The sequence below is a fragment of the Parapedobacter sp. SGR-10 genome (assembly GCF_011030405.1).
In the GTDB taxonomy this organism is placed as follows: Bacteria; Bacteroidota; Bacteroidia; order Sphingobacteriales; family Sphingobacteriaceae; genus Sphingobacterium.
The window spans coordinates 20647-47416 of sequence record NZ_JAAJTJ010000011.1 but is presented as its reverse complement, the minus strand read 5'-3'; the positions used below and the strand labels follow the sequence as shown (position 1 = coordinate 47416).

At 42.9% G+C, this 26770-nt stretch carries 21 protein-coding genes; 11 read left to right on the top strand and 10 right to left on the bottom strand.

The genetic code is table 11. The features are described 5' to 3' along the window. The first annotated feature begins 222 nt into the window (after positions 1–222). Positions 223–5991 carry a choice-of-anchor Q domain-containing protein gene (locus tag G5B00_RS09950; RefSeq protein ID WP_163874308.1) on the top strand — a complete coding sequence of 1923 codons (5769 nt, stop codon included), beginning with the start codon at positions 223–225 and terminating at the stop codon, positions 5989–5991. A gap of 50 nt (positions 5992–6041) precedes the next feature. After that, on the top strand, positions 6042–6935 hold the full coding sequence (locus G5B00_RS09945; RefSeq protein ID WP_163874306.1) for a PorP/SprF family type IX secretion system membrane protein: 894 nt from the start codon (positions 6042–6044) through the stop codon (positions 6933–6935). A 77-nt stretch (positions 6936–7012) separates the two neighbouring features. Here the strand turns inward: G5B00_RS09945 and G5B00_RS09940 are convergent, their stop codons facing one another. Next, on the bottom strand, positions 7013–8386 hold the full coding sequence (locus G5B00_RS09940) for a peptidylprolyl isomerase (RefSeq protein ID WP_163874303.1): 1374 nt from the start codon (positions 8384–8386) through the stop codon (positions 7013–7015). Between the two features lie 317 nt (positions 8387–8703). Between G5B00_RS09940 and G5B00_RS09935 the strand changes: the two genes are divergently transcribed. From G5B00_RS09935 to G5B00_RS09925, 3 genes are all read left to right on the top strand, one after another. Continuing rightward, positions 8704–9243 (top strand): RNA polymerase sigma-70 factor, encoded by a 540-nt coding sequence (locus G5B00_RS09935; RefSeq protein WP_163874301.1) that lies wholly within the window; start codon positions 8704–8706, stop codon positions 9241–9243. Between the two features lie 172 nt (positions 9244–9415). Then, on the top strand, positions 9416–10585 hold the full coding sequence (locus tag G5B00_RS09930; RefSeq protein WP_163874297.1) for a FecR family protein: 1170 nt from the start codon (positions 9416–9418) through the stop codon (positions 10583–10585). Positions 10586–10764: 179 nt separating this feature from the next. Then, the gene (locus G5B00_RS09925) at positions 10765–11619 is read left to right on the top strand and encodes an STN domain-containing protein (protein ID WP_163874294.1); all 855 of its coding nucleotides are present in this window, start codon (positions 10765–10767) and stop codon (positions 11617–11619) included. Here the strand turns inward: G5B00_RS09925 and mtgA are convergent. The 3 genes from mtgA to G5B00_RS09910 are packed head-to-tail and all read right to left on the bottom strand — an operon-like array spanning position 11564 to position 12921. Beyond that, positions 11564–12256, bottom strand: coding sequence for a monofunctional biosynthetic peptidoglycan transglycosylase (mtgA, locus tag G5B00_RS09920; protein WP_240894448.1), 693 nt, complete (start codon positions 12254–12256; stop codon positions 11564–11566). The two genes, G5B00_RS09925 and mtgA, sit on opposite strands and share 56 nt — an antisense overlap. 36 nt (positions 12257–12292) lie before the next feature. After that, positions 12293–12691 carry a type II toxin-antitoxin system VapC family toxin gene (locus G5B00_RS09915; protein ID WP_163874288.1) on the bottom strand — a complete coding sequence of 133 codons (399 nt, stop codon included), beginning with the start codon at positions 12689–12691 and terminating at the stop codon, positions 12293–12295. After that, on the bottom strand, positions 12688–12921 hold the full coding sequence (locus tag G5B00_RS09910) for a type II toxin-antitoxin system Phd/YefM family antitoxin (protein ID WP_240894447.1): 234 nt from the start codon (positions 12919–12921) through the stop codon (positions 12688–12690). Before G5B00_RS09910 ends, G5B00_RS09915 begins: the two co-directional genes overlap by 4 nt. A gap of 117 nt (positions 12922–13038) precedes the next feature. On the opposite strand from G5B00_RS09910, the gene mutS reads away from it, so the two are divergent. Continuing rightward, positions 13039–15645 carry a DNA mismatch repair protein MutS gene (gene mutS / locus G5B00_RS09905; RefSeq protein ID WP_163874285.1) on the top strand — a complete coding sequence of 869 codons (2607 nt, stop codon included), beginning with the start codon at positions 13039–13041 and terminating at the stop codon, positions 15643–15645. Positions 15646–15787: 142 nt separating this feature from the next. Here the strand turns inward: mutS and G5B00_RS09900 are convergent, their stop codons facing one another. The 3 genes from G5B00_RS09900 to G5B00_RS09890 all read right to left on the bottom strand — a co-directional run bounded on the left by G5B00_RS09900 (position 15788) and on the right by G5B00_RS09890 (position 18062). Then, on the bottom strand, positions 15788–16240 hold the full coding sequence (locus tag G5B00_RS09900) for an RrF2 family transcriptional regulator (protein ID WP_163874282.1): 453 nt from the start codon (positions 16238–16240) through the stop codon (positions 15788–15790). Between the two features lie 148 nt (positions 16241–16388). Next, positions 16389–16577, bottom strand: a complete 189-nt coding sequence (locus tag G5B00_RS09895; protein ID WP_163874279.1) for a hypothetical protein — start codon at positions 16575–16577, stop codon at positions 16389–16391. 105 nt (positions 16578–16682) lie between these two features. Further along, complete coding sequence (locus G5B00_RS09890; RefSeq protein ID WP_163874276.1) at positions 16683–18062, bottom strand: MBL fold metallo-hydrolase; 1380 nt, start codon at positions 18060–18062, stop codon at positions 16683–16685. 303 nt (positions 18063–18365) lie between these two features. Here G5B00_RS09890 and G5B00_RS09885 point away from each other — a divergent pair, with 303 nt between their 5' ends. Further along, positions 18366–19877: a catalase gene (locus G5B00_RS09885; RefSeq protein WP_163874273.1), complete on the top strand. Its 1512-nt coding sequence runs from the start codon at positions 18366–18368 to the stop codon at positions 19875–19877. Between the two features lie 408 nt (positions 19878–20285). On the opposite strand, the gene G5B00_RS09880 is transcribed toward G5B00_RS09885, so the two are convergent. The 3 genes from G5B00_RS09880 to G5B00_RS09870 are packed head-to-tail and all read right to left on the bottom strand — an operon-like array spanning position 20286 to position 22331. Next, positions 20286–21035 (bottom strand): DUF6273 domain-containing protein, encoded by a 750-nt coding sequence (locus tag G5B00_RS09880; protein WP_205966385.1) that lies wholly within the window; start codon positions 21033–21035, stop codon positions 20286–20288. Next, positions 21032–21409, bottom strand: a complete 378-nt coding sequence (locus G5B00_RS09875) for a hypothetical protein (protein WP_090975234.1) — start codon at positions 21407–21409, stop codon at positions 21032–21034. The genes G5B00_RS09880 and G5B00_RS09875 overlap by 4 nt, the downstream gene beginning before the upstream one ends. A gap of 13 nt (positions 21410–21422) precedes the next feature. Next, positions 21423–22331, bottom strand: a complete 909-nt coding sequence (locus tag G5B00_RS09870; protein ID WP_090975233.1) for a GyrI-like domain-containing protein — start codon at positions 22329–22331, stop codon at positions 21423–21425. A gap of 452 nt (positions 22332–22783) precedes the next feature. Between G5B00_RS09870 and G5B00_RS09865 the strand changes: the two genes are divergently transcribed. From G5B00_RS09865 to G5B00_RS09850, 4 genes are all read left to right on the top strand, one after another. Further along, complete coding sequence (locus G5B00_RS09865) at positions 22784–24001, top strand: site-specific integrase (RefSeq protein WP_163874271.1); 1218 nt, start codon at positions 22784–22786, stop codon at positions 23999–24001. A gap of 81 nt (positions 24002–24082) precedes the next feature. Beyond that, complete coding sequence (locus G5B00_RS09860) at positions 24083–24673, top strand: TetR/AcrR family transcriptional regulator (RefSeq protein ID WP_163874268.1); 591 nt, start codon at positions 24083–24085, stop codon at positions 24671–24673. 154 nt (positions 24674–24827) lie between these two features. Then, positions 24828–25805, top strand: coding sequence for a GNAT family N-acetyltransferase (locus G5B00_RS09855; RefSeq protein ID WP_163874265.1), 978 nt, complete (start codon positions 24828–24830; stop codon positions 25803–25805). 16 nt (positions 25806–25821) lie between these two features. Further along, on the top strand, positions 25822–26751 hold the full coding sequence (locus G5B00_RS09850) for an EamA family transporter (RefSeq protein ID WP_163874263.1): 930 nt from the start codon (positions 25822–25824) through the stop codon (positions 26749–26751). Positions 26752–26770: the final 19 nt, after the last annotated feature.

Sequence of the window (26770 nt, the reverse complement as noted above, 5' to 3'; positions counted from 1 at the left end):
ATTAACATACCTAAAAACCAAATACCGTATGAATGGATACCTGGTAATCTATAAACGAACGGGCACAAAATCTTGTGTGCACTACGGCTACATAGCTGATCTGATGTATTATCCGAGAAAATTCCATAGGAGACGCAAGGTAATATTGATAAATATTTAAACAGTTTTTTTAAACTTTACCCCAAATCAGCAATACGAACCAAATACTGAAGAATACAAACCATGACTAACTTTTACAAGCTATCTCTATTGTTTGTCCTGACCCTGATAAGTATGGGTACATGGGCGCAGAATCCTGTGTATGTCAATCATGCAGCCACCGGAAACAACGACGGCAGCACTTGGGCAGATGCCTATACCGACCTGCAAGCGGCCATCAATGCCACTACGACAGGAGAAATCTGGGTGGCGACAGGGAAATATCTCCCTACGAACAACCCGGCTGACCGTGATGCTACTTTTCAGCTAAAAAATGATGTAGCCATCTATGGCGGTTTTGCAGGAGGGGAGAATGACCGCTCTCAGCGAAACTGGGAAACCAATGTCACTGTTCTCTCCGGAGATATAGACGGCGATGACCTTGTAGACATCATTACCGACCCGATAAATCAGATTAATGGCAACAATAGCCATGCCGTAGTAACCGTTTCGGGTGTAAACAATACCGCTATACTCGATGGCGTTACCATCACGGCAGGCCGGTCAGGCAGCACCCTCGGTGGTGCCGGCATCTTCAGCGACGGCGGCAGCCCCACATTGACCAACTTGGACATTACCGGCAATTGGGCCGATGCCAATGGCGGAGCAATGCACAACCGTGGAGCATCAAGCCCCATCATCAGCAACACAAAGATCCGGCACAACAGAGCTGATGGAACCTACGCTGGCGGAATATATAATTTTGGTAGCGGGGTAAAACCAACGCTTACCAATGTGGAGATTTATAATAACCAGGGTGGTAACGGTGGAGGGATGCATAACCGTTCCAGCGCGAGTCCTACACTCACCAACGTCCGGATTATTGGTAATACGGCTACTTCCGGAGGGGGAATAGGTAATACTACCGGAGCAAGCCCTATCCTGACAAACGTAACGATCAGTGGCAATAACGCTACTACTGGTAGTGGTGGTGGTATACACAATAACTCCAGCTTACCCACACTGACCAATGTAGCCATCACCGGAAATGTATCCGGAGCCAGTGGAGGCGGCATATATACTATTGCCGGAGACCTTAACCCTGTCTTAACCAATTGTATTATTAGTGGAAACTATGCCGCTACCAATGCAGGGGCAGTATTCCAGGGGAATACAAGTGGTGTCTGGTCCAGAGTCATTCTACGCAACACTATCGTATGGGGGAACAGTTCCCCTATAGACCCCTCTGTACGTAATGATATAGCATCTGGTAGCAACAACCTGATCGAGGCTCCATCAAATCCAGAGTGGACAACTCAGATAAACAGCAATATTCCCGGTGATCATTCCAGTCTTGCTGTGACAGATATTTTTGTAAATCCTATTGCAGCCACCGCAACTACGCCTACCTTCGATGGTGATTACAAATTGAAAGAAAATAGCCCTGCCATCAATGCAGGCGACAATGTCTTATACACCGATGCCGGTGGAAACCTGGCAGACGACCTCGACCTGGCAGGCGGAAACCGCTTAGTCGGGGATGACATCGACCTCGGTGCGTACGAATACCAAGGCACAACAACACCTGCCGGAGATATTATCTTCGTCAACCATGCCGCTACCGGAAGCAACAACGGAAGCTCCTGGACAGATGCCTATACCGATCTGCAGACAGCACTAAGTACAGCTATCGCAGGTAAGCAGATCTGGGTAGCCAGAGGAGTGTACAAACCTGTATCTCCTGTAAATCCTACAAGTGTCACCGATACCGAACGGGAGGCGACTTTCACACTGATCAATGGTGTAGAAATATACGGAGGGTTTGCAGGAAACGAAGACCCGGCAACCTTTGATCTCAAAGATCGTGATTTCGAAACAAATGAAACTATTCTAAGTGGAGATATCGATTCGGCAGATCCGAACGGTAAGGATGACGTGACGGTCATCACCGCGCCTGCTACACAGATTAAGGGACGCAACAGCTACAACGTAGTGACCGCTTCGAGCGTGGACAATACCGCGGTGCTTGACGGCTTTACCGTCACAGGTGGCTTAGCGGATCGTACGACTGCTGATCTTAGCGACCGGTTTGGGAGCGGAGGAGGTATCTTCAACAGTGGTGGAAGTCCTGTATTAGCTAACCTGAATATTACCGGAAATAAAACCAATCGTCGTGGTGGAGGTATGTTTAATACTGGTGGAGGAGCAACACCGGCTATGACCCATATCCGGATCACCAACAACGAGACCGGGCATCGGGGCGGTGGTATGGCCAACCAAAATAATTCCTCCCCTAAGCTAAACTATGCTGTCATCAGCGGCAACAAAGTAACCGGTTGGGGCGGCGGTATATTTAATTGGAACAGCACTACCCATCTGACCAATGCGCAGATCACCGGGAATGTCGCGGTAGACGGCACTAGCACCGGTCAAGGCGGAGCATTGAACAACAATAATAGCGGCCGTCCTGTCCTGACCAATGTGGTCATCAGTGGCAACTATGCGCAAAGTGACGGTGGAGCCATATACACCAGCCACGCAAACGCCAGACCAATATTGATCAATAGTATTGTATGGGGGAATGGTACAGAAGGAAATAACCCTTCGATATTTGACGATATACATGAAAGCAGCAACAACCTGATCTATATCGCGACACAGACCATTGCCAACAACAATCCCCAACAAGTCGGCAGCAATATTATCGCGGTGCCTAATCCGTACCCATCTACTATTCTTGCAGAGGAGATCTTTGAGGCACCTGTAGCCCCTTCGACTACACCTACCACAGATGGTGATTACAGCCTCAAAGCAGGAAGTGTCGCTATCAACGGGGGCGACAATGCGAAGTACACCGCGGCAGACAAAGACCCGGCCGATGCCCTTGACCTAGCAGGCCTGCCACGTCTTGTCAGCACCAACATAGACCTTGGGCCGTACGAATACCAAGGCATAACGACACCTGCCGGAGATATTATCTACGTAAACCATGCCGCTACCGGTAGCAACAACGGTACTTCATGGACAGATGCCTTCACCAGCTTACAAGCGGCAATTAATTCCGCTTCGGCCGGAGATGAAATTTGGGTAGCCAAAGGAACTTATCTCCCGACAGACAATCTTCAGGGAACAACAACGGACAGGGATAAAACCTTTACTCTGCGTGAAGGTGTCAAGGTTTACGGAGGCTTTGCAGGTTCCGAGCTGGCAGACTTTGATCGGAGCACCCGCAATTTCGAAACAAACGAAACCATCCTCAGCGGTGACTTTGACGGCAATGATGCGGTATTTACAGATGTGAACAGTACTGTCGAAAGTATTAACGGCAATGAGGAAAATGCTTACCACGTGGTCATGTCTTGGAACAATTCACCAGCGACCGTACTGGACGGATTTACCATCAAAGGAGGTAATGCAAACCAAACAGGAGCAGCCCATACACCGGAAGCGGGGTTCTCATTCAATAGAAGCCAGGGAGGCGGAATCTACACCAATAGCAGTAGTCCTACCTTGCACAACCTGGTCGTTGAGCACAACTATGCCACTGCCACAGGCTCGAATCCGGGCGCTGCAGGCATCTACCTAAATGGGGGAAAAGACAATTACGACATCAGCCTTTTCAATGTGAGCGTGAAGGAGAATTTGGCTGTTGCTCGCGGAGCAGGTCTCTATATTACCGGAGCAGGAACTAGCATAGTGGTTGAAGACAGCCGTTTTATCGGGAATAAGAGTACAACACAACTTGGAGGCGGGCTATATGTAGCAAACGGTACGGTTTCCATCGCCCGAAGCGAGTTTATAAGCAACATGGCGGAAACTAGCGGCGGTGCTGTATACAAAGCAGCAGCCGGTGCCGTAGCTTCTATCACGCACTCTACCTTTAGGAATAATGTTGCCGGTGGTCTCGGGGCAGCACTCTATCTGAATAATGATAATAACGGCGGAACAGGAGGTCCCGGCCCTGAAATCAACCAGTCTTTGTTCAGTGGTAACAGTACTATCGGTGGTGCCGCTGGTAATGGCAATGGCGGAGCGGTTGTTCTAGCCAATTCTGCCACTGCCACCTTCAGAGGAACCACTTTCTACAACAATACAGCTGGAGGTACCGGATTGGGTGGAGCTATTCGGACAGCAGGAAACAGCGCAAGGATAGATCTATACAACTCCATTTTGTTCGGAAATAGTGCATCTACTACTGCCACGGCCGATATATCCTACCAGGGTACACTAAATATAAACCACTCCATCACCCAAGTGGCAGGAACGCCTGGAGTCGATGGCGTACTGGTCGGTGCAGATCCGCTGTTTGTGAGTGTGGTCGATACGGATCCGGACTTCTTACGGCTTTCTGCAGGCAGTCCCGCAGTCAATAGCGGAAATAACGATAGCAATACAGACACCGAAGATCTGGCGGGCAATACCCGTGTACAAGGTGGCCGCGTGGATATGGGGGCTTATGAATCGTCTTACGAGAACATTGCGGCGATAAGCAGTGTCCCGGGGATCAGTGTACCCGGTGGCACGGAATTGGCAGATCTTACCCTGCCCGCAAACAGCACTACGGTGACGCTGAGCAATGGCAGCACCGTGACACTGCCCTTGGAAGGCGATCCGTCCAACTGGGAACTGTCTGACGGGGGCACCTACAATCCGGCGGCAGGTGGGACCTATACCTTCCTGGTACCGGTCGAGTTGTTGTCTACATCCGATCCCGATTGGTTCTCCAATGGTGATGACCTCAAAGCAACCTTTGCGGTCATTGTACAAGGAGCTCCAACTTTGGAAGTACTATGGAACGGCCAGGCTATTCCAACAAGTGGGCTCCGGCTTGCCCCTAACGAAGTGGGCGAATTGACCGTCACCACGAGCAGCGATGCTGTGCCGGAGATCACGGCAAATCCGGGTGCACCGGTAAGCCTGTCATCAACAAGCAGCCCGACCACGGTCACCGCCACAGCGATCGGCAACGGACAAATTACGGTGACATTGCCGGCAACTGCTAATTTTGAGAGTATGTCGTTGACCGTAGACGTAGAAGTTGACCGTATTGTGCCTACTGTACAGGTACGTTGGAACGGGGCTGCTATCCCGACAAGTGGATTGCAACTGACTTTGGGCGATCCGCAGGGCGTATTGACTGTCGTCACCAATAGTGATGCCATAGCAAATATCGCAGCCGATGCCTTGTTGAGCTTGTCGTCAAGCACCAGTCCGAGCAACGTAACCCCAGTCTCTGCCGGAAGTGGCCAAATGACTATCACTTTGGTCCAGACCACTCGTTTTGAAGCACTTACCATGACAGTAGAGGTACAGGTCAATAAAATGGCACAGCAGATCCGCTTGTACGCACCACAAGGTGTATTGCTCAGTGCCGGGACAGCCTCACTAATGGAAGTTTCTTCCACCAGCGGCCTTCCGGTCACATTATCCATAGATGACCCATCTGTAGCCAGCCTTTCGGGTACTGACCTGATCCTGCATAAACGAGGCAAGGTATCTGTGACTGCGACACAAGAGGGCAACGATGAGTACATGCCGGCCGAACCGGTCACAGTAGAGATATACGTGATCGGTGATGGTGATGGATTGCGCGTACACCCGGCTTTATCTCCGAATGGCGATGGCATCAACGAGTACCTACGTATAGACGGTATTCACAATTATCCGGACAATACCTTGATCATCTTTGATAGAAGCGGTACCGTGATTACAAAAATAGACGGTTATGACAACGATACCAAGATATTTACCGGAGAAAATGTACATGATGGTACATACTTCTATAGACTGAACTATACGACCCAAAATGGGGAACGCAAACATTTGCAGGGATATTTTGAGATCAAGAGATAACACTTAAAGGATGGCCCTCCAATTGGAGGGCCAAAAAAAGAAGATAAACAATGAAAAACACGACAATAAAATCCTATCTATCGGCAATAGTATTTCTGCTACTGACTGTCAGCGTACAGGCACAACACGGTCTAAGCTACAACCAGTTCGGTCAGATACGCAATGCATTCAACGGATCACTCAGCATCATGGATCCCGATGGAGGGGCGACCATGTTGGGGCGCCTGCAATGGATCGGCATGGATGGTGCACCACGGGCTTACTGGGCGAGTGGCCACCTAGGTCTCGGTGGGCTCGTGACGATGGGTGTAGATCTCAAACATGCCAGCCTAGGCGCATCCAGGGATCAGGAAATGAGCGCTTATCTGGCGAGTGGCATCCGGTTGTCCGAAGACGAATACCTGGCGCTCTCCTTAGGTGGCGGCTTATTGCACTACAACGGTAAATTCTCACAATTGGATCCACTGGATCCCTCATTTCGAGAGGATACCCGTCGTACCCAAGGAATGATGAACATCGGGACATCCTACTTTCGGGAAAACAAGTTTTATTTTGGTGTGTCAATTCCCCGACTGATTCTATCCAAACCAGATCCTAATCAGGATTACAATTTCAGACGTGTGTATTACATCACAGCCGGTGCTCTGTTGCGAGTAGATGACGCCTTTCATATCCGTCCGTCCTTTATCGTGAGCCACATGGCTGATATGCCAGCCCGGTACGATGTAAATGCATTGGCTTTCTTTGCGCAGAAATTTGGGCTAGGCCTAGGTGTACAGAACCAAGGTGACCTGTCTGGCCTCATGCAATTTAATATCGGAAGCTTTGGAATCGGCTACAGCTATCAATTTAATACAAGTAGCAGTACATCGAACAAACATATTTCGAACAATACACACGAGATCGGCCTGCGGTACAGGGTTGGGGGAATGAAGATGTTATAATTTGGAATCCAGATGATTTGATTTAAAAAACAAAAAAACCACCTGATCAGGTGGTTTTTTTGTTAAAATAATTTGCATTAATCTGCTGCTATATCCTTTTGCGAAGTCCAGATCTTAAGCTCACCGCAGGATAAGAAATCCGGATTGATATCGATATACGTGCTCTCTCTCCTACTTTCGAACCATTCGCTCAAAGTTCTATTTATTTTATCCTGACGAGCCGCCTCTTTGATCTTGGCAAAGTCCTGATCCAAATTGGCTTTATGTGGCGGTATACGTGATTTGAGATAATAAATCCTATAGGTGACATCTCCACTCCCCTTTTCGGTATACAATATAGGTTTAGAAACCTCGCCCGGCTGCAAAGGGTCTATAGCGTTGAATACAGATACATCCTCCAATTGACTAACAGGTATCAAGGTCGAACGGTCCTCCATATTGGTCACTACACCTCCGTTGTACTTGGTATTGTTATCGTCCGAATAGAGAGAAGCTGCCGTATTGAAATTGATTTTCTTTTCTGCAATTCTATTGGCTATGCTGTCTATCCTTAACTTAGTACGTTCTAGCGAAGCCTGTGTCGGTTTTATTCGGACCAAAATATGCCTTACCTTCACCTCTTCACCCCTTCTGTCCAATACCTGTAAAAAATGATATCCAAATTGTGTTTCGAATACTGGAGAAATTTCACCTTCTTTCAATTTGAATGCCTGGGCAGAGAATTCCTTCACCCAAGTATCGCGTGTAGCGTAATCCATTTCACCTCCGAATGGGGCGGAGCCATCTTCGGAATAAAGACGGGCAATGGTTCCAAAATCCGACCCATTCATGACTTGCTTACGGTAGCCTTCCGCTTTCTGGCGAAACTGCTCTTTCTCTTCTTTGGTCAGAATAGGCTTTAAGACCAATTGTGAATATTCGATTTCCGTATCAAAATAAGGTAAAGAATCTGCATTGAGACCTTCAAAATAATTCTTCACTTCCTGTGGTGTCACATCTATATTAGACACAAGCTGTTGCTGCATTTTATTTCCCTTCAGCTGTTCTGCAACCATAGGACGCATTTCTTCCTTGTGCTGTAGGATAGATCTATTCAGGAATTCTTCCAAACGTTCTCTACCACCGGCCCGTTGTATCATGACTCGAATACGTTGGTTCAGGTTGTCGTCTATTTCATTTTCGGACACCTCGATGGAGTCAATGGCCGCTTGCTGCGAAAGAAGCTTGGACGTCAGCAATTGTTGAACGATATAGCATTTTACCTGCTCACTGGGGGCATTTCCGCTGGCGAGATACTGGGTATATTCCATCTCCAGGTCTGACTGCAGGATAAAGCTTGTTCCTACGGTGGCAATAATCCGATCAACCAGTTGAGGTGATGAAGATGATTGACCAAAGGAAAAGGTAAAGGCACCCAATACCAAAAATACAACCGTAATATATCTTTTCATGAAAATGCTGTTCAAAAAATTTGTTACAAAAATATCAGAATAATTTGTAAATACTTGAATTTTTATGTAAATATCCTCGTTTTACGAAGATAGGATTTTATCCACGAGGCATCGTGCTGTTTAACGATTTTTAACGGATAGAACAGAGAAATCGAGGGAAGGCTTCATATTCGGATACTCGGCACAAATTTTGCGACAAACAATCATCAACCGGACTCTCAACGAAAGTGTACTATTGATACTTTGCTAATTTTTAATGATTTTTGTCTTATTCAGTTTATGTGTGCGAAAAAACGTACTACCTAAATTATAGCTAAATGGATGTGGTATATGGGTTAGCGGAAAAAGGTCTTTTTGACAAATACTATAAAGGTATGTGTTACTTTGCATACACACTCATTAGAGATTATAGCCTAGCCGAAGACTTCGTACAGGATGCTTTCATCGCTTATTTTGGGAAAAAAGAACAAATCCCATCTCAAGAGTCTGTCGTTAAATCTTATTTATACACATCTGTAAAAAACAGTATCCTGAACTGGCAACGACGAAACAAAGTACAGGAAAAATATTGGGAAAAGACTAATTTTACCGAATTCGATGATGTAGATATTGATAATGCCATCATTGAAACCGAAGTGATGGAAGAAATCAATAGAATCATCAAGGAATTACCCGATGCATGTAGGACAATCTTCCAACTGAGTTATTTAGAAGGATTAAGCAACCAAGAAATTGCAGATGAACTGAATTTAAGCATCAATACCATTAAAACACAAAAAAGACGAGGACTCAATCATGTAAGATCCCGATTGAATCCTGAATATTTTTTGATATTAATTTCTTTTTTCCGCTTTTAGGAAAGCGTCTAAAAGTAGACTATACGGTTATTTTGATCCGATGAATCGTATTTAGCAAACCTTACCGCCATTGCAACGGAGAACGATTTGTCATACCTTTATAGACAGATGCTAAAAAAAATTTAAAAAACTTGTCACCCCATTTCTATATTTAGGTTTCTTAGGTTTAAGTATGAGCCTAAAGACTAACAACATTGCCGAAATAATCGTCAAACACATTCAAGGAAAGTGCACGGCCTCAGAGAACGAAATACTGCGTCGTTGGTCAGAAATTGATCCAAGGAATATGGATTTGCTCCATAAAATGATGCAAACAAAAAGTGTGGAGCAAAGCTTAAGTATATTCAACAAATTTGATACAGACACAGCTTGGCTGAATATTGTCTCAAAAAGTCCGGTGAAACACTTCATGTCATATAGGCTATGGGCAACCATAGCGGCCAGTATAATATTGGTACTGGGAGCAAGTATATTCGTGTACAAAAATTTTCGGTCCGGCCAGCAAGATCCGCTCTCGTCAAGGATAGTGGCTTCGGCCAATCCTAAATACAAAAACGATATACTGCCCGCTATAGAAGGAGCTACCCTCCTATTGGCAAATGGAGAAAAAGTAGCTTTGTCTGGAGAAGTGACAATAGAGGAAAATGGACATATACTCAACGCAGACAACAACACAATAGTCGAATTGTCAGAATCCACAGAAGTGATCTACCATGAGCTTATCGTGCCCCAGACCCATTTCTTTTCTTTCAAACTGGCAGATGGTTCCAAGGTATGGGTCAATGCAAACTCTAAATTGAGATTTCCATCCCGCTTCATAGGCGATTCTCGACATGTGTATCTAATCGAAGGCGAAGCCTATTTCGAAGTCGAAAAGAATGAAAACCAACCCTTCATTGTCGAAACAGCCAAAGCCAACATCAAAGTATTAGGAACACGATTCAATGTCAGAAATTACCAAGACGACTTCACCACGACCCTAGCAGAAGGTAAAGTTCAAGTCTACAACGACGACAACAGCTTAGATCTGAAGCCTCGACAGAAGTCTATCAACAGAGATGGCAAGCTACTCATCAGGGATGCCGATCTGACAAAAGATCTCGCATGGAAAAACAATATTTTTTACTTCAGGAATGATAATCTGAAAAACGTCATGCAACAGATCGAAAACTGGTACGGTGTACAGGTTGTCGTAGACAGAAGCTTGCAAAACAACGCTACATACTCCGGAGAAATAGGCAGAGACGTTCCGTTGTCCGAAATCCTCAACATGTTAGAGTTTACGTCCGGATTGAACTTTTCCTTGGAAGGAACAAAACTATATATTAACTCTAAAAGATGAAAGACAGTATGACATAAAAGACAAGAAAGAAAAAAACAGGAGTGTTGCAGCACCCCTGTATAATCCGATTAATCTAGTTACTAATTTAATTAACCCAATTACTCAAATGTATGAATAACTTTTTAGTTGTAAAAGAATTTCGTGCCCGATATTCTTTGTTGCTTAGATGCATCCGAATTATGAAAGTATCTATTTTTATTCTGTTCGTGAGTATGTCTGTAGCCCTTGCAGAAAGTAAAGCACAACATATTTCGCTCAATTTGACAAATGCCAAGCTGGAAGACATTTTTTCTTCTATATCATCACAGAGTCCCTACAAGTTTTTTTACAATGATGATATCCTAAAAGGAGCACCCAAGGTTTCTGTCAAAGTCAAAAATGCACCTATCAAAGAGGTGATGGATAAAGTACTGAGTGGCCAGAAGCTGACTTATAAGGTATTGTCCGAGACGGTCACGGTCACTATCAATAGCTCTTCGACAGCTGAAGAGACAAAAGTACTTCAGCACCAAGTTTCCGGAACTGTGCGTGATGCTCAAGGCAAGCCTGTTGCCGGTGCATCGATTGTCGTGAAAGGCTCATCAACAGGCACGACAACCGACGGTATGGGTAGATTCCGGATCACGGTAGAACCTAACTCTACTTTGGAGATACGGTACATAGGATATAAAGAGCAGGAAGTAAATGTCAACTCTCGCAAAGAGATTACGGTCATTCTTACAGAGGACGAAACCTCTATCGAAGCTGTCGATGTCGTAGCTACCGGATACCAGAATATTGATAGAAAACTTTTTACAGGATCCACTGCTAAAATAGATGCTAAAGACGCCGAACGAGCTGGTGTACCCGATATTTCCAGAATGCTTGAAGGGCAGGCGGCAGGAGTATCTGTACAAAATGTATCAGGTACATTTGGAGCAGCTCCAAAAATCAGAGTAAGGGGGGCAACTGTAGAGACATCAAATCTGATATCTCTGCCTATGGTATACTATAATGCCCCATATACCGCACGATGTTATTCGCCCGACTATTGACATAGACTGACGGTCTGCGGGCGTCCCATTTTCGGGGATTGGGCAAGATCGCGATGATGAGTGCTGCCTGTTTTTTAGATAGGCTTCTGGCCGACTTCTCAAAGTAGTATTGGGCTGCAGCCTCGGCTCCATATACCCCCTGCCCCATTTCGATGACATTGAGATAAATCTCCAAGATGCGTTTTTTGCTCCAAAAAGTCTCGATCAGAAAAGTAAAGTATGTTTCCAGTCCTTTTCTGATCCAGGAACGTTCGGGCCATAGAAATACATTTTTAGCGACCTGCTGGCTGATCGTGCTTCCTCCACGCAACCTTTTGCCCTCCCTGTTTTTTTCGATGGCTTCCATAATCGCTTTGGTATCAAAACCACTGTGAGACAAAAAATGGGCATCTTCGCCAGCTATTGCTGCCTTTTTCAAATTGTCCGAGAGCTCGTCATAGCTCAGCCATTCTTTTTCTATCTTGAATCCTTTACCAACAGCTTTCCACTCAAAGCCCCGCTTGATCATCAGATAGGTTATGGGGGGATTGATAAATTTCAATGTCAATACCCAAAATAAGGTTACGGCGAAAAAACCTACAACTATTGCAAGGAAGAATCTTTTCAATACAGACTTCCAAGGTGCAACTTTTTTCATCTTTCGTTTATTTGCCTTTCTGCGAATAGCCATTTCTTACCACAATAGTTTTAAGCCTAAAGACTGATATTGACGGATCGTTTTGTCTTTGCTCAACAGGGTCAGATCATGCATAATAGCTTGTCCTATCAGCATTCGGTCAAAAGGATCCCGATGCCAGTCAGCGTCCAATAAATGATATCCCGCAGCTTCTGATGCTACAAGCGGAAGAAGATCGAACCCACTTTCTTGTGCCAAAGCCGGCAGTTGTTCGGGAGAAACACCTGCTAAATCAAGCTTGCCCAAACGAAATTTTAACGAAATCTCCCAAAAACTAACAGCGCTAACAAATACATCGTGGCTAGCATCCTGCAATAGGCCCAAAACCTTGGGAGATAGCTTTTTTCGGTCCAACAATGCCCAAAGAAATGTATGCGTATCCAGCAAATACCTCATCCCAAAAGTTCTTCTTCAGTCATTTTAAAATCAGGTTTGAACGTAACTTTTGCTTTGCCTTCCAATAAGCCGAGCTTACGCACAGGTTTGTTCACCTGGGCCTCCGGCAAAAAGTACCCCACAATTTCCTTTTTGCGACCGTATGTCACCGCAAAGCCAATACCGGCTTTTACTTGTTCCAGCACTTCGGAAAATCGTGTTTTAAACTCACCTACAGTCATTGTTTTCATAAATATAAAGATAGAATATTCTTGTCAAGTTGTCAAGTAAAACATAAAAAATATATAACCTTGTCAAATCCTTTCAATTATCTTATTTTTACCGCTTAACTAAAAAATTGATTTCCATTGGCTAAAGCGAAGAAAGAAACTCCGTTAATGCAGCAATACAACAGCATCAAAGCGAAATATCCGGGTGCATTATTGCTGTTTCGTGTAGGTGATTTTTACGAGACATTCGGTGAAGATGCGATCAAAGCTGCGAGTATCTTGGGAATCGTACAGACCAAACGTGGAAACGGTTCTGAGTCAGAGACCGCACTGGCCGGCTTTCCACATCACTCTTTAGAGACATACCTGCCGAAGCTGGTACGTGCCGGACAGCGTGTCGCGATCTGTGACCAATTGGAGGATCCAAAGCAAACGAAGACCATCGTCAAGAGAGGCGTGACCGAACTGGTCACACCCGGTGTCTCGTACAATGACAATATCGTACAGCAAAAGTCCAACAACTATCTGGCATCCTTGTTTTTTGACAAGAGCACAGTGGGTATTTCTTTTCTGGACATCTCCACCGGAGAATTCTTAGTCGCACAAGGTAGCATCAGCTATATCGATAAGCTGTTGCAAGGTTTCAAACCTACGGAAATCATTATGCCCCGCAAACAGGCCAAGGAATTCAACGAACATTTTGGAAGTCAATATTATACCTATTCTCTGGACGAATGGCCATATACAGGCGACTATGCCGAAGAAACACTGTTGAAACATTTTGAAGTCAATTCGTTAAAAGGCTTCGGTATCGACCGTATGCCTATAGGCATTGTGGCGGCAGGTGTCGCATTGCATTACCTCAACGAAACCGAACATCGCAATCTACAGCACATATCCCACATTGCCCGGATAGAAGAAGACCGCTATATGTGGTTGGATCGCTTCACTATCCGCAATCTGGAATTGATCGGCTCAGCCAATGAGAATGCCATCACCCTCGCGGACGTGCTGGACGAAACCTCCTCCCCTATGGGCGCACGATTGCTGAAACGCTGGATCGTGATGCCGTTGAAAGACAAAAAACTGATCGAAGAGCGTCTCAATGTCGTGGATTACTTCTATCAGCACAAGGATCTGAGGGATGAGCTCATCCGGGAAATTAAGCATGTAGGCGACCTGGAACGCCTTATCAGTAAAATAGGCCTACAAAAAGCCAACCCTCGTGAAATCACGCAGCTCAAGCGCTCACTGTACGCGATAGAAAAGCTCAAAGAGTTGACGAATGCGGTAGATTCCGAATCGCTTCGCATGATTGCTGAACAACTCAATCCCTGCACGATCATTCGGGACAAGATAGAAAAAACAGTGCAGGCCGAACCTCCGGTAGCCCTCAACAAAGGAAACGTCATCGCCGAGGGCGTAGACGAAGAGCTGGACAAGTTGCGAAAGGTCGCTTTTGGCGGAAAGGATTACCTCTTGGAAATCCAACGCCGTGAGTCCGAAACCACAGGAATTCCATCACTGAAAATAGCCTTCAACAACGTATTTGGCTATTATCTTGAGGTCACCAATACCCACCGGGACAAAGTGCCGGAGGGTTGGATCCGCAAGCAGACCCTGGTCAATGCCGAACGCTACATTACCGAAGAGCTAAAGGAATACGAAGACCAGATATTGGGAGCCGAGGAAAAGATACAGGTTATCGAGAATCGTATCTATGCCGAACTCCTATTGGCGATTGCAGAATATATCAAGCCCATACAGCTCAATGCACAACTCATTGCCAAACTGGACGTTCTGCTCAATTTTGCCGTCATTGCCGAGAAAAACTACTATGTCAAACCAGAAGTTTCGGACAGCAAAACACTGGATATCAAGGGTGGACGCCACCCCGTGATCGAAAAGAACCTGCCCATCGGCGAAGACTATATCACCAACGACACATTTCTCGATCCCGAAAACCAACAGATCATCATCATCACAGGTCCCAATATGGCGGGTAAATCGGCCTTATTGAGACAAACCGGGTTGATCGTGCTCATGGCACAGATCGGGTCATTTGTCCCGGCCAAGGAGGCTTACATCGGATTGGTCGACAAAATATTCACACGTGTAGGCGCTTCGGACAATCTGTCTTCGGGCGAATCGACGTTTATGGTGGAAATGAATGAAACGGCCAGCATCATGAACAACCTGTCTGACCGTAGCCTAATCCTATTGGATGAGATTGGCCGTGGTACGAGCACCTACGATGGTATTTCCATCGCTTGGGCCATTGCAGAGTTTTTACACAACCACCCTACCGCTCGGGCTAAGACGCTGTTTGCGACGCATTACCATGAGTTGAACGAATTGAGCAATTCCATGTCAAGGATCAAGAACTTCAACGTAACCGTGAAAGAGGTCAACAATAAGGTCATCTTCCTGCGTAAACTAATGCCGGGAGGTTCTGAACACAGCTTCGGTATCCACGTTGCCAAATTGGCCGGGATGCCTCCTAAATTGATCGGACGAGCTTCGGAGATCTTGAAACGTCTGGAACAGGAACGCACAGGTGGGGAAAAAATCAAGGATAGCATGCGTAAGATACAAAAACAAGCCTATCAATTGCAAATGTTTGCCATCGACGATCCTATTCTGGAAAAAATACGGGATATGCTAAATAATCTGGATGTCAACACTTTGACTCCTGTAGAGGCACTGATGAAACTGGATGAGATTCAGCGGCTGTTGAAAAATTGAAACTCTCTATAAAACACAGTAACTGTCCGTAGACTTCCGCAGGGTGTCCACGGATTTTATAAATATTTAGGGAGTCTGAGACACCCTCCTTATTACTGATCCTTAGTGTGCTACATTGAACACTAAGGATAGCGAGAGAAGTCTATTCCAAAGAAGTCCGCTTGTAAAGTGACAGCTTTCCCAACAAGAGTTCCTGATTAAACTGCCCAATACTGGTTTCTTTGAGCATAACCGAAATCTTATTACGTATCAACTTGAATTCATGATGCAAAGGACAAGGTTCCTTTTCCGAACAATGATCCAATCCCAGTCCACACCCAATAAAGATATCCTTGCCATCTATGGCTTCTACGACATCTGCTAAAGGACGCTTAAGTCCTACTCCATCCATAAAAAAGCCACCATTCGGCCCCTTAGCAGACAAGATAATCCCCTCCCGACTAAGTTGTTGAAGTATCTTTCCCAAAAATGCCTGGGGTGACTTGATCTTCTCCGCAATCTCTATAATGCCTACGCGCCTACCCTCGTGCGAACTTTGGGCAATATAAAATACAGCCCGCAATGCATACTCACAAGTCTTGGAAAATATTCCCATACCGAAGATTATTTGCAATCAAACCATAAAGATAGCGGTTGCTTTATTTTATGGGAATTATTTTTCGAAAATAATTTTGGTTGCCTGCTTACTTTCAAAAATTTGGATGAAGGGTGCCCCCTCGATACGCAAATTATATTATACGGTCTTATGTCTTCTGACCCGGCAAATAAAAAAAGACGACGTAAATAATCAACAAGATGAGCACCGCAATAAATATTGTCCAACGTAATGTCTTTGCAGCGGGCTTATCATCCGGTTCCTTTTTTACAATTTCCGGAGCTTTCTCCTCCTGTACTTCCTGTTGCCAACCTTCTTTTTTATTTTCCTCTTCCATAATGTCCTCCATTTTATATGAGCTTGGATTTGATCAAACAGCCAAGAGGACTGCATACTTTTTCAAACCAAGCTATATCATAAACAAATAAAGAGGGCATTTGGTTTAGGATTTGTTTTTACCCCACTCCGCATATCCACCCGAATAGTTTTTTACATTGGTGAATCCGTGTCTTCTCAAGACGGAATAAGCAATGGCCGAACGGTCTCCAGACTGACAGTGGATGACTACTTGCTTATCCTTACTGATCTTATCCAGATTGTCGGGAAGTGTCCCCACAAACACATTATCCGCCCCCTCTACGTGCCCGGCTTTATATTCGCTTGCACCACGCACATCGACAACCTGTACTCCCTCTTGACCAATATACGCTTTGAACTCGTCCAGCGAGATAACATCCGCTATTTGCAGCTCGGTGCCCAGCTCCTCGATATTCGAAATGTAGCCATACACATTGTCCAGGCCGATACGCATCAGCTTACGGGTCAGGTCTTCTATTTGATCATCCTTAGCCACCAACATAAACTGTTCTTCATAATTCAACAACCAACCGCACCATGTAGAAAAAGAGTTATTGCCTTGGATATTCAAACTTCCCGGAAGAAATCCCCGGGCAAAATCTGCCTTCTTTCGGGTATCAATGACTTTTACACCCTTCTTGTGAGCGGCAAGGAATTGTTCGTTGGACAATTTCGGGTGTTTCGGAATTTCGATCAGCAACGGACGATTTACCTTGTTCAAGTGCTTCATCATCGCGAAATATCGGGGTGGTTCGGGCTGATCTGTAAAAAGATAATCGGTAAAACCTTTTTCGTCCTCTCCGTATTGAAATGCCCAATTACGGATTTTCTCATACCCTACAGTAGAGCTAGGGACTGCTCCCAAAGCTTTTCCGCAGGCAGAACCCGCTCCGTGCGCTGACCACACTTGAATGTACTCAGGCAATGCCGCAAATTTCTTCAAGGATTGAAACATCTGTTGCGCCCCGATTTCTTTGGCCCCCTGTATTCCTGCCGCCTTTTCCAACAAATCTGGACGACCGATATCTCCCACAAACACAAAATCCCCGGTAAATATCATGACGGGCTTGTCTGTAGCAGGATGATCCGTCAACAAGAAACAGATACTTTCGGGTGTGTGTCCAGGCGTATGCAACACCTCCAACGATAGGTTGCCCACCCTGATCACATATCCGTCTTTGAGGCCAACATGTGGAAATGCATACTGCCAATCTTCACCCCCTTCGTCAGAGAGGTACATGCTGGCACCGGTCACTGCCGCAAGCTCTCTCGACCCACAAAGAAAATCCGCATGGATATGTGTCTCTGCAATGTGCGTGATACGAAGATTGTTTTGCCGGGCAATGTCAAGATAGGTGTCAATATCCCGTTTGGCATCGATGACGATAGCTTCACCTGTGGCTTGACAGCCCACTATATAGCTTCCTTGTGCAAGACTGGTATCATAAACGTGTTGGAAAAACATGATTCTATTATTTTAATGGTCCACTATTCAACAGAACAAATTTCCGTTGATTATTTTCACCATACAGTGACTTTGGTTACATCTGTTCAAAAAAAATCTGATCGAACTCCCTCGTATTATAAAGTTTATTACAATATAAAAATAATAATTGACAATGTAAGATAGAACATCCCAGATTATGGGATGTAAACTCTAGCAGTTAATGTATATAATCTATTAACCATAGAAAACATCTATATGAAATTGCTACATAAACACATTTTATCTATGTATATTTAACAAAACATTTTAAAATATATAGACATGGAAGAGAAAAAAGAAAAACTAACACGTCAAACAGGGGCACCTGTCCCCGATAATCAGAATGTACAAACTGCCGGTCCCCGAGGTCCATTGCTTATGCAGGATTATTGGTTTCTGGAAAAAATGGCCAATTTTGACAGAGAGGTCATTCCCGAACGTAGAATGCATGCCAAAGGTTCTGGGGCATTCGGGACATTTACCGTCACACACGATATCACGCCTTATACCAAAGCGGAAATATTCAGCGAAATCGGGAAGCAGACAGAGATGTTTGCCCGGTTTTCTACGGTAGCAGGAGAAAGAGGAGCTGCTGATGCGGAAAGGGACATTCGGGGTTTTGCCTTGAAGTTTTACACCAACGAAGGGATTTGGGACCTGGTCGGAAACAACACACCTGTTTTCTTTTTCCGGGATCCGATGAAGTTTCCAGATCTGAACCATGCCGTAAAACGTGACCCACGGACCAATATGCGGAGCGCCAACAACAACTGGGATTTTTGGACACTTTTGCCCGAAGCATTGCATCAGGTCACCATCGTGATGAGCGACCGGGGAATTCCGAAAGGATACAGACACATGCATGGCTTCGGAAGCCATACCTACAGTTTTATCAATAGCCAAAACGTACGGCATTGGGTAAAATTCCATTTTGTAAGTCAACAGGGCATTGAAAATCTTTCGGATGAAGAGGCGGCAAAGGTAGTGGGAATGGACAGAGAGTCTTCGCAACGTGACCTGTACGAAGCTATAGAAAGAGGAGAATTTCCAAAATGGAAAATGTTTGTACAGATTATGTCCGAGGAAGAGGCCAAAACTTACCGCTTCCATCCGTTTGATCTGACAAAAGTCTGGTCAAAAAAAGATTTCCCATTAATTCCGGTAGGCGAATTTGAACTGAACAGGAACCCAGACAATTATTTTCAGGATGTAGAGCAAGCAGCATTCAATCCGACCAATATCGTACCCGGAATCGGTTTTTCACCGGACAAAATGCTACAGGGAAGACTCTTCTCTTATGGCGATGCACAGCGTTACAGATTAGGGGTCAACCATTACCAGATTCCGGTCAATAAACCACGCTGTCCTTACCATGCATATCATAGAGATGGCGCTATGCGGGTAGACGGCAATTATGGTTCTACCATCCATTACGAACCCAATAGTTTTGGGGAATGGCAAGAGGATCCTTCGGCAAAGGAACCACCTTTGGAATTGGAGGGAACAGCTTATGCGCACAATTTCCGGGATTATGATGAGGATTATTATACACAGCCGGGAGATTTATTCCGCATTATCAAAGCCGATGGTAAGGCTGAACTATTGTTCAAAAACACCGCAGCTCAAGTAGGGGGAGCGAAAAAGTTTATTCAGATACGACACATAAAGAATTGTTATAAAGCTGATCCCGAATATGGAGAAGGTGTCGCCAGAGCATTGGGAATGACCATGGATGAGGTGAATAATTTTGATATGGCACCTTTTGATCGGTGGGCACCGAGGGCAGGTAGATAGTGGATCTAAAAATTTAAGCACACGCGTGGTCGCGGGCGCTAGCATAAATCTGGCGCACGCGTACCGCGTGTACAAGTTTGTCGTATAATTCTGTTCCTGATAATTTCATTCGTTCAAGTTCGTTAAAATAACTGCAAATTTATTAAAAAAATCCGAAGTCTTATTTTGTTGTTGCGTTTTTCTAAAATATCGCCTAACGTTTTGGCGCTTGGCGCAGTGGCGGATTTCGGAGCACAAAACTGTCAATACACCACAGAAGTTGATGCGAGGTAGAATGTTCAATTAACCACTTCACCCGCCATTGAGCCAAATATGCTGAATTTCAACCGTTCAGCCCGCATTACGCTTATACAATGTTGGCGGGTCGTTGTTTTCTTTTGATTTTATTCATCTATCCCTTTGAGCTTACTATTCTAGTTTCAACCATAAAGCTGGTCGGACACCACCACCGTCTTTTGGTCTGCCATATACTCCATTCCCACGGACATAGACGTTGCCCCTGGAATTAATGCTGGCAGAAGTCCGTCCGTAGTAACCTGGAGAACGAAGTCGCCACCAATGGTATTCTCCATTATATCTTGCTTGTCTTTTTTGGTTGTTTTCATCATCTATCAACCATTTTTGATTTCCTTTATTCAGCAAAGTTTCAATGCTGTCTCCAAAATATTTGCAAACCTCTTCAAGACTAAGTAAAAATATGCTGTCAATAGTGTCTGTTCCTCCTTTTGTCTTGAACCAAGGGTTGTCGGGGTTGCAATTTGTCACAGCAGCAATTTTCGCTTTTTCGTCTTGATTAAAAGTATTGTAAAATTCATTATTAAGGTATTTTCTCAATTCACATTCTGCCCAAGTTACATCAACGAAATGATCATTATACCAACGCAGTTCTGTTATTCCTTCGGTAATAATAAGTGCCTTGCTGTTCTTAATGTCAAGCACTTGCCATTTAAAGGCACCGAAATTTATTATGTCGTCTTTTATCATTAATTGATTTGGTGTCTCTACAATGCCCGCCAACGGCCAAGTATAAGCGTAGTGCGGGATTTCGGAGCGATTTACTGTCCGCCCACCGTAAAGTTTCTTAGGCGCAAAGATACTCAGTTTTAGCCATACAGTCCGCATTACGCTTATACAATGTTGGCAACTGGCTTTTTTCAAAATTCAATAAGATATGTCTGTATAGATTTTAGGAGTGTCCCCTTAAAGCCTTTAAACTTATACACATTACAAAACGCAAATTTTAAATCATCTGATGTAACCACAGTTCCATTTGCAGAAGCTTCGTTTCCATGGGTTATAATGGCATCTATGACAAGTTCTTTCACATTCCACAACGGGCTATCCAATATTCTTTTTTCAAATTCCTCCTTATTGGTAATCGTATGGTTCCCAACAATTTCCCAATGGATATTGTCTGTGATGTTTTCTATTACAAAGGTGCTATCGCTATTAGCTAAAGCAATGTGAAACTGTTTTAGAAATTCCTTCCTTGGGGCATTACCGCAATCTGCTTCTACTGTGACTTTTACCATAATCTATTTTGTTTTAATTCTTTTTCACAGGTATACAGAAAACTATGGTGAGTATCCCTTCTTTAGGTGGTTCGGGATAAACTTGATAAGGAATTTTATCAATTGGATGATATCCAATTGAAGGAATTCCCTCCCCGTAAATCCAATTCCAGGCCATTGGAATCTCTTGAGGTTTCAGCTTAAATTTGGCCACATAATATTTGCCATAAGGTATCGTGGTTTTCCCTATGCTACCGTTTACTTCGGTATCTTCAGGAACAGTAATGCATACATTCATTCGCTGCTTGTCCTCCGGTGTTAACTCGGGGTCATCGTAATGGATGACAATGGATTCAGGATGGTGTTTAAGTAAGCTGTTCTTTCCTGCCCAATCATAGAGTTGGTTAAACAGCTTTTCGTAAATATCTGCATTTTGCCTATATGAACCGATATGCTTGATATAAGCGATAGTTTTTTCAGGTAATGATCGAATGTTTGCTTCAACTAACTGTTCCATATCTCTATAAATTTTAAGTTCGGAACAAAAGTATTTGGCTTTGAAAGAAGAAGTTTGATGAATATTGCTCTGTTGTATGTTTTGTTTTTTAAATGCGGTGGGTGAGATGTTGAAGTGCAAAGTAAACTGGCGTGAAAAAACAGCTAAATCGTTAAAACCGCATTCGAATGCAATTTCAGTAATCTTAGCTTTTGGCTTTAGTCGCAATAGATAATTTGCGCGCTCTAATCTGATTCTTTGAATAAATTTAAAAGGTGTTTCGCCCACCAAGGCACTAAATATTCTTGAAAAATGAAATTTTGAGAAATGGGATACCTTAGCCAAGTCGTCAAGGTTTAATTGAGCATCAATGTTTTCGTCTATATAATCAAAAACTTTATTGAGCCGTTCTATATAATGGATTTTATTTTTTTCATTAGGATTCATTTTAGTTGAGCTTTTTTAGCTTGTTGCCAACGTTTCGGGTATTGCCGAAGGCGGGGAAATAGAAGCACAAAAGTTCAATTTAGTACCACAGTTAGCAAAACCATTATTTTATTTGCTAATTTACATTTTTAAAGCAAATAAAAAATGGTTTTTGCGGAATAGAAGTACAAATGTTGAGTTTTAGATTTCAGCCCCGCTTTTGGCAATACCTTGTTATTAAAAGTATTAAATCGTATGCCGCCTTTTGCACTCAAATACATATTTATCAATAAGTTATAAAATAAGAAAGAACAGAATAACGCAGAAAAAAGCAACGAAAAGTTAGGTTTGTTGTACCAAATGTTGTACCTTTGTATCAGGTTGCACTGCTTTGAAATAGCTGATTTACAAAGGGTTTCATCGTTTTGCACTCGATTGTTTTTTTAGTACAACAAATATAATACTTTTTTTTTATGGCTTCGATAAAATTAGTGCTTCGGACAAATCAGGAAGATAAAACAGGTCATAGCCCTTTATACATAAGGGTTATAAAGGATAGGAAAGCCAAATTTGTAGCAACAGGCGTAAAGCTGAAACGTACCGAATGGGACGATGATAAGCAGAAAATAAAGAAGAACCACGCCAACAGTGCAAGAATGAACGCCTTTCTTGCCCAGAAGATTGCCGATGCAGAGGGAACAGTTGCAGACCACGAACGCAAAAGAAAATCCGTATCAGCCCGAAAGCTCAAAGAAGCAATAAAGGGTAAGGATATGGCAAACTTCTTTGAATATGCTTACAATCGTTGTGAGCGTATCAAAGGAACGGTATCGGTTGCTACTTATAGAAATTACAAACAGTATGTAGCCAAGTTTGAAAAATTCATTGGACACAGGGATATTTATTTCGATGATATTACCGTTACGATGCTGAAAGATTATATCAATTATATGTCCAACAATTTGAAAAATGGAGCAACTACGGTGCACTATTCTTTATTGATTTTATCCGTAATGTTTCGTGATGCTCAAAGGGAAGATGTAATTGAAGAAAACATTTATCCGTTCTCAAAAGTTCGTGTAAAACGTGATAAAGGCAAACGATTATTTTTGAGCAAAGAACAGGTAGAAAAGCTACGCAATTTTAAAATCGAATACACAGGCAAGGACGAAGTATTTAGAGATATGTTCATTTTTTCGGTGTATGCAGGTGGTTTGCGGTTTAGTGATGTAGTGAGTTTGAAATGGGAAAACTATAACGAGAAAGAACAACGCATTACAAAGACCATTCGCAAAACAGGAAGAAACCACAATTTTAAAATCGGACAAACGGCAATAGATATTCTGAACCAATACAAAACAGGAATATCACAGCCAAGCGATTTTGTTTTCCCGATATTAGAAGATGTAGAAAGGTTTGATGCCGATACCGATTATCAGGCGTATATCATCAATGCAAAAAATATCCTATGCGGTCAGAAATTACGCAGGTTAGGTAAGGATATGGAATTGCCTTTTAGCTTATCATTCCATTTAAGCCGTCATACATTCGCTACAAACGCTTTAAATAATGGTATGCGGATAGAATATGTTTCAAAGCTGTTAGACCATTCAGATATTGGTATTACGCAGATTTACGCCAAAGTAATTAGTGAGGAGTTGGATAATGCGGTGGAGCAATACATTAATTAAAATTTTTTATCTAAAAATAGACCGTTCGGTTTATTTTTTATTTATCTTTGCATTGTATTGCATCAATATGCTTTTATGAAAATGTCTAAATCAGAAAATACGAAACAATTCATTGTTGAAAAAACCGCTCCTGTATTCAACACAAAGGGTTATGCCGGTACTTCAATGAATGATATTATGAGTGCGACAGGGCTTTCAAAGGGTTGTATATATGGCAATTTTGAAAATAAAGATGAAGTTGCTTTGGCAGCGTTCGACTACAATCACAATAAAGTAAACGAGCATATGAAAGTACGGATATTGGCAACCGATAATTCCATTGAGCGATTATTGGTTTATCCCAATACCTATAAGAATTATTTCAGGTATCCTTATTTATTGGCAGGTTGCCCCATCTTAAATACATCTACAGAGGCAGATGATACGCATCCGCAATTGAGAGAACGTGCGGAAAAAGCACTTGATTTCTGGAAAACGTCCATTGAGAACCAAATTAAGCGGGGTATTGCAAGAAAAGAAATTAAGGAAGATACCAACCCGACGGAAATAGCAGTAGTAATGATTTCGATGATTGAAGGTGCTTTTATGCAGGCAAAAGTTACGAACAGAACAAAAGAACTTAAAATAGCAATGGAGTTTTTAGAAAAAATGATTATCGGGTTAAAAGCATAATTTTTTTGTCTTAAAAAAGACCGATTGGTCTATTTTAATAATCGGTTATGAAGAAATTAAAAATATTATGGAAACACATTCTAAAGAAAATAATAGCCATTATCAATAAGGCTTACGACAGAGATTTTTATGGTCATTTATAAATTTTTGAAAAATGAGAATAGTAAAATATACACCAGAATATCAAAAATATTTTGAGCAGTTAAACAGGGCTTGGGTAGAAAAATATTTTAAAATGGAGCCTATGGATGAAGCTTTGCTCTCAAACCCTGAAAAGAATATCCTAAAAAACGGAGGTCAAATATATTTTGTTGAATATCAAAATAAAATTATCGGAACGGTCGCTTTAGTGTTCGTTAGTAATGGCGTTTATGAAATGGCTAAAATGGCAGTTGATGAAGCGTTTCAAGGCATAGGTGCAGGAAAGTTTCTTTGCAAAACTGCTATTGAAGAAGCTAAAAAAATAAATGCGGATAAGTTGATATTGTTTACCAACTCAAGATTAAAAACAGCCATCGAGATTTATCACAAATTTGGTTTCAAAGAGGTTCTATTGAATGGACAGGAATATAGCAGAGCCGATACCAAGATGGAATTTTTATTAAAACCGCAACCTGTTATTAAGTGGTTCGACAGGCAATTCGATTTCAATTTTGGGATAGAACAGTTCCCGGATTTATTAAAACGTCTGGAAAAAACTGCTGCCCAAATTCTTGAAATAACAAACGGAATACCTGAACAGGATTTGAGTTTTAAACCAGACGGAAAATGGTCGGTAAAAGAGCACATAGGGCATTTATGGATATTAGAACCGTTGTGGCAAAAAAGGTTTCTGGAAATTAAAGAACATCAAGCCGGAATGTCGCCTGCCGATTTGAATAACACAGCAACAGATAATGCATCATTTAACCAATATAACATTGAAAAAATAACAAACGATTTTCAGCAGGAAAGAAAACATACCATCAGGCTTTTGGAAAGCTTCAACAAGAAAGATTTATCTAATAGCCTGTATCATCCAAGATTAAATCAACCAATGCGGATTATCGACCTGATGTATTTCGTTGCCGAACACGATGAACATCACTTAAATACCTTGTTGAAAATTCTGAACAATCAAGCTCACTTTTAACCATCATCAGTCCTATATGCAAACTGAAAAAAATATTCTTGCCTATTTAGCTCTTGTCGTGGTTTGTGTCGTATGGGGTACAACCTATTTTGCTCTTAGAGTTGGGGTTGAAACTTTTCCGCCATTTCTTTTTTCTGCCATTAGACAAGTTCTTGCAGGCGGTATTTTGTTGATAGTATTACAACTTTCAGGGGAATTAAAAATTGACAGGAGCCTGCTTTTCAAGCAATTTATTTTAGGCATATTACTGATTGCTTTCGGGAATGGTACAGTAGGTTGGAGCGAAAGGTATATACCAAGCGGATTGGCAGCGTTAATCGTTTCCATATTGCCTGTTTATATTGTTGCTATCAACTATTTCTCCGGAATTGATAAACGAAAACTCAATAAATACATTATTTCCGGTCTTGTATCAGGAAGTGCCGGTATAGTCCTGATTTTTAAAGATAACTTGAAGGATTTTGCAAACCCGAATTACCTTATCGGGATGTTGGTCGCATTCGGAGCTTGCTTATCCTGGGCAACCGGAAGTGTTTATACCAAACATAAAGTTCCGAAAGGAAATGTAATGACAAATGCTGCATTGCAAATGCTTTTCGGAGGAATTGTCCTCTTTGTGATGAGTTTATTAATGGATGATTATTCAGAGTTGAAAACTATAAATACAGAAGCCATCTGGGCTCTCGGGTATCTTGTTCTTGTCGGTTCTGTATTGGCTTATCCCTGCTACGTATATGCCTTAGGAAAACTTCCGATAGGCATCGTTTCATTGTATGCTTACATCAATCCTTTTATAGCATTGATACTTGGTTACGTTCTATTAAATGAAACAATTACAGAGGTAACTGTTCTGGCTCTCGGGTGTGTATTAAGTGCTATTTATTTCATCAACAAAGGATATAAAAATAAAGTAGTTGAACCCCGTTTGCATAGGTACAAAAAATAAGTACTGAAAAAATATAAAA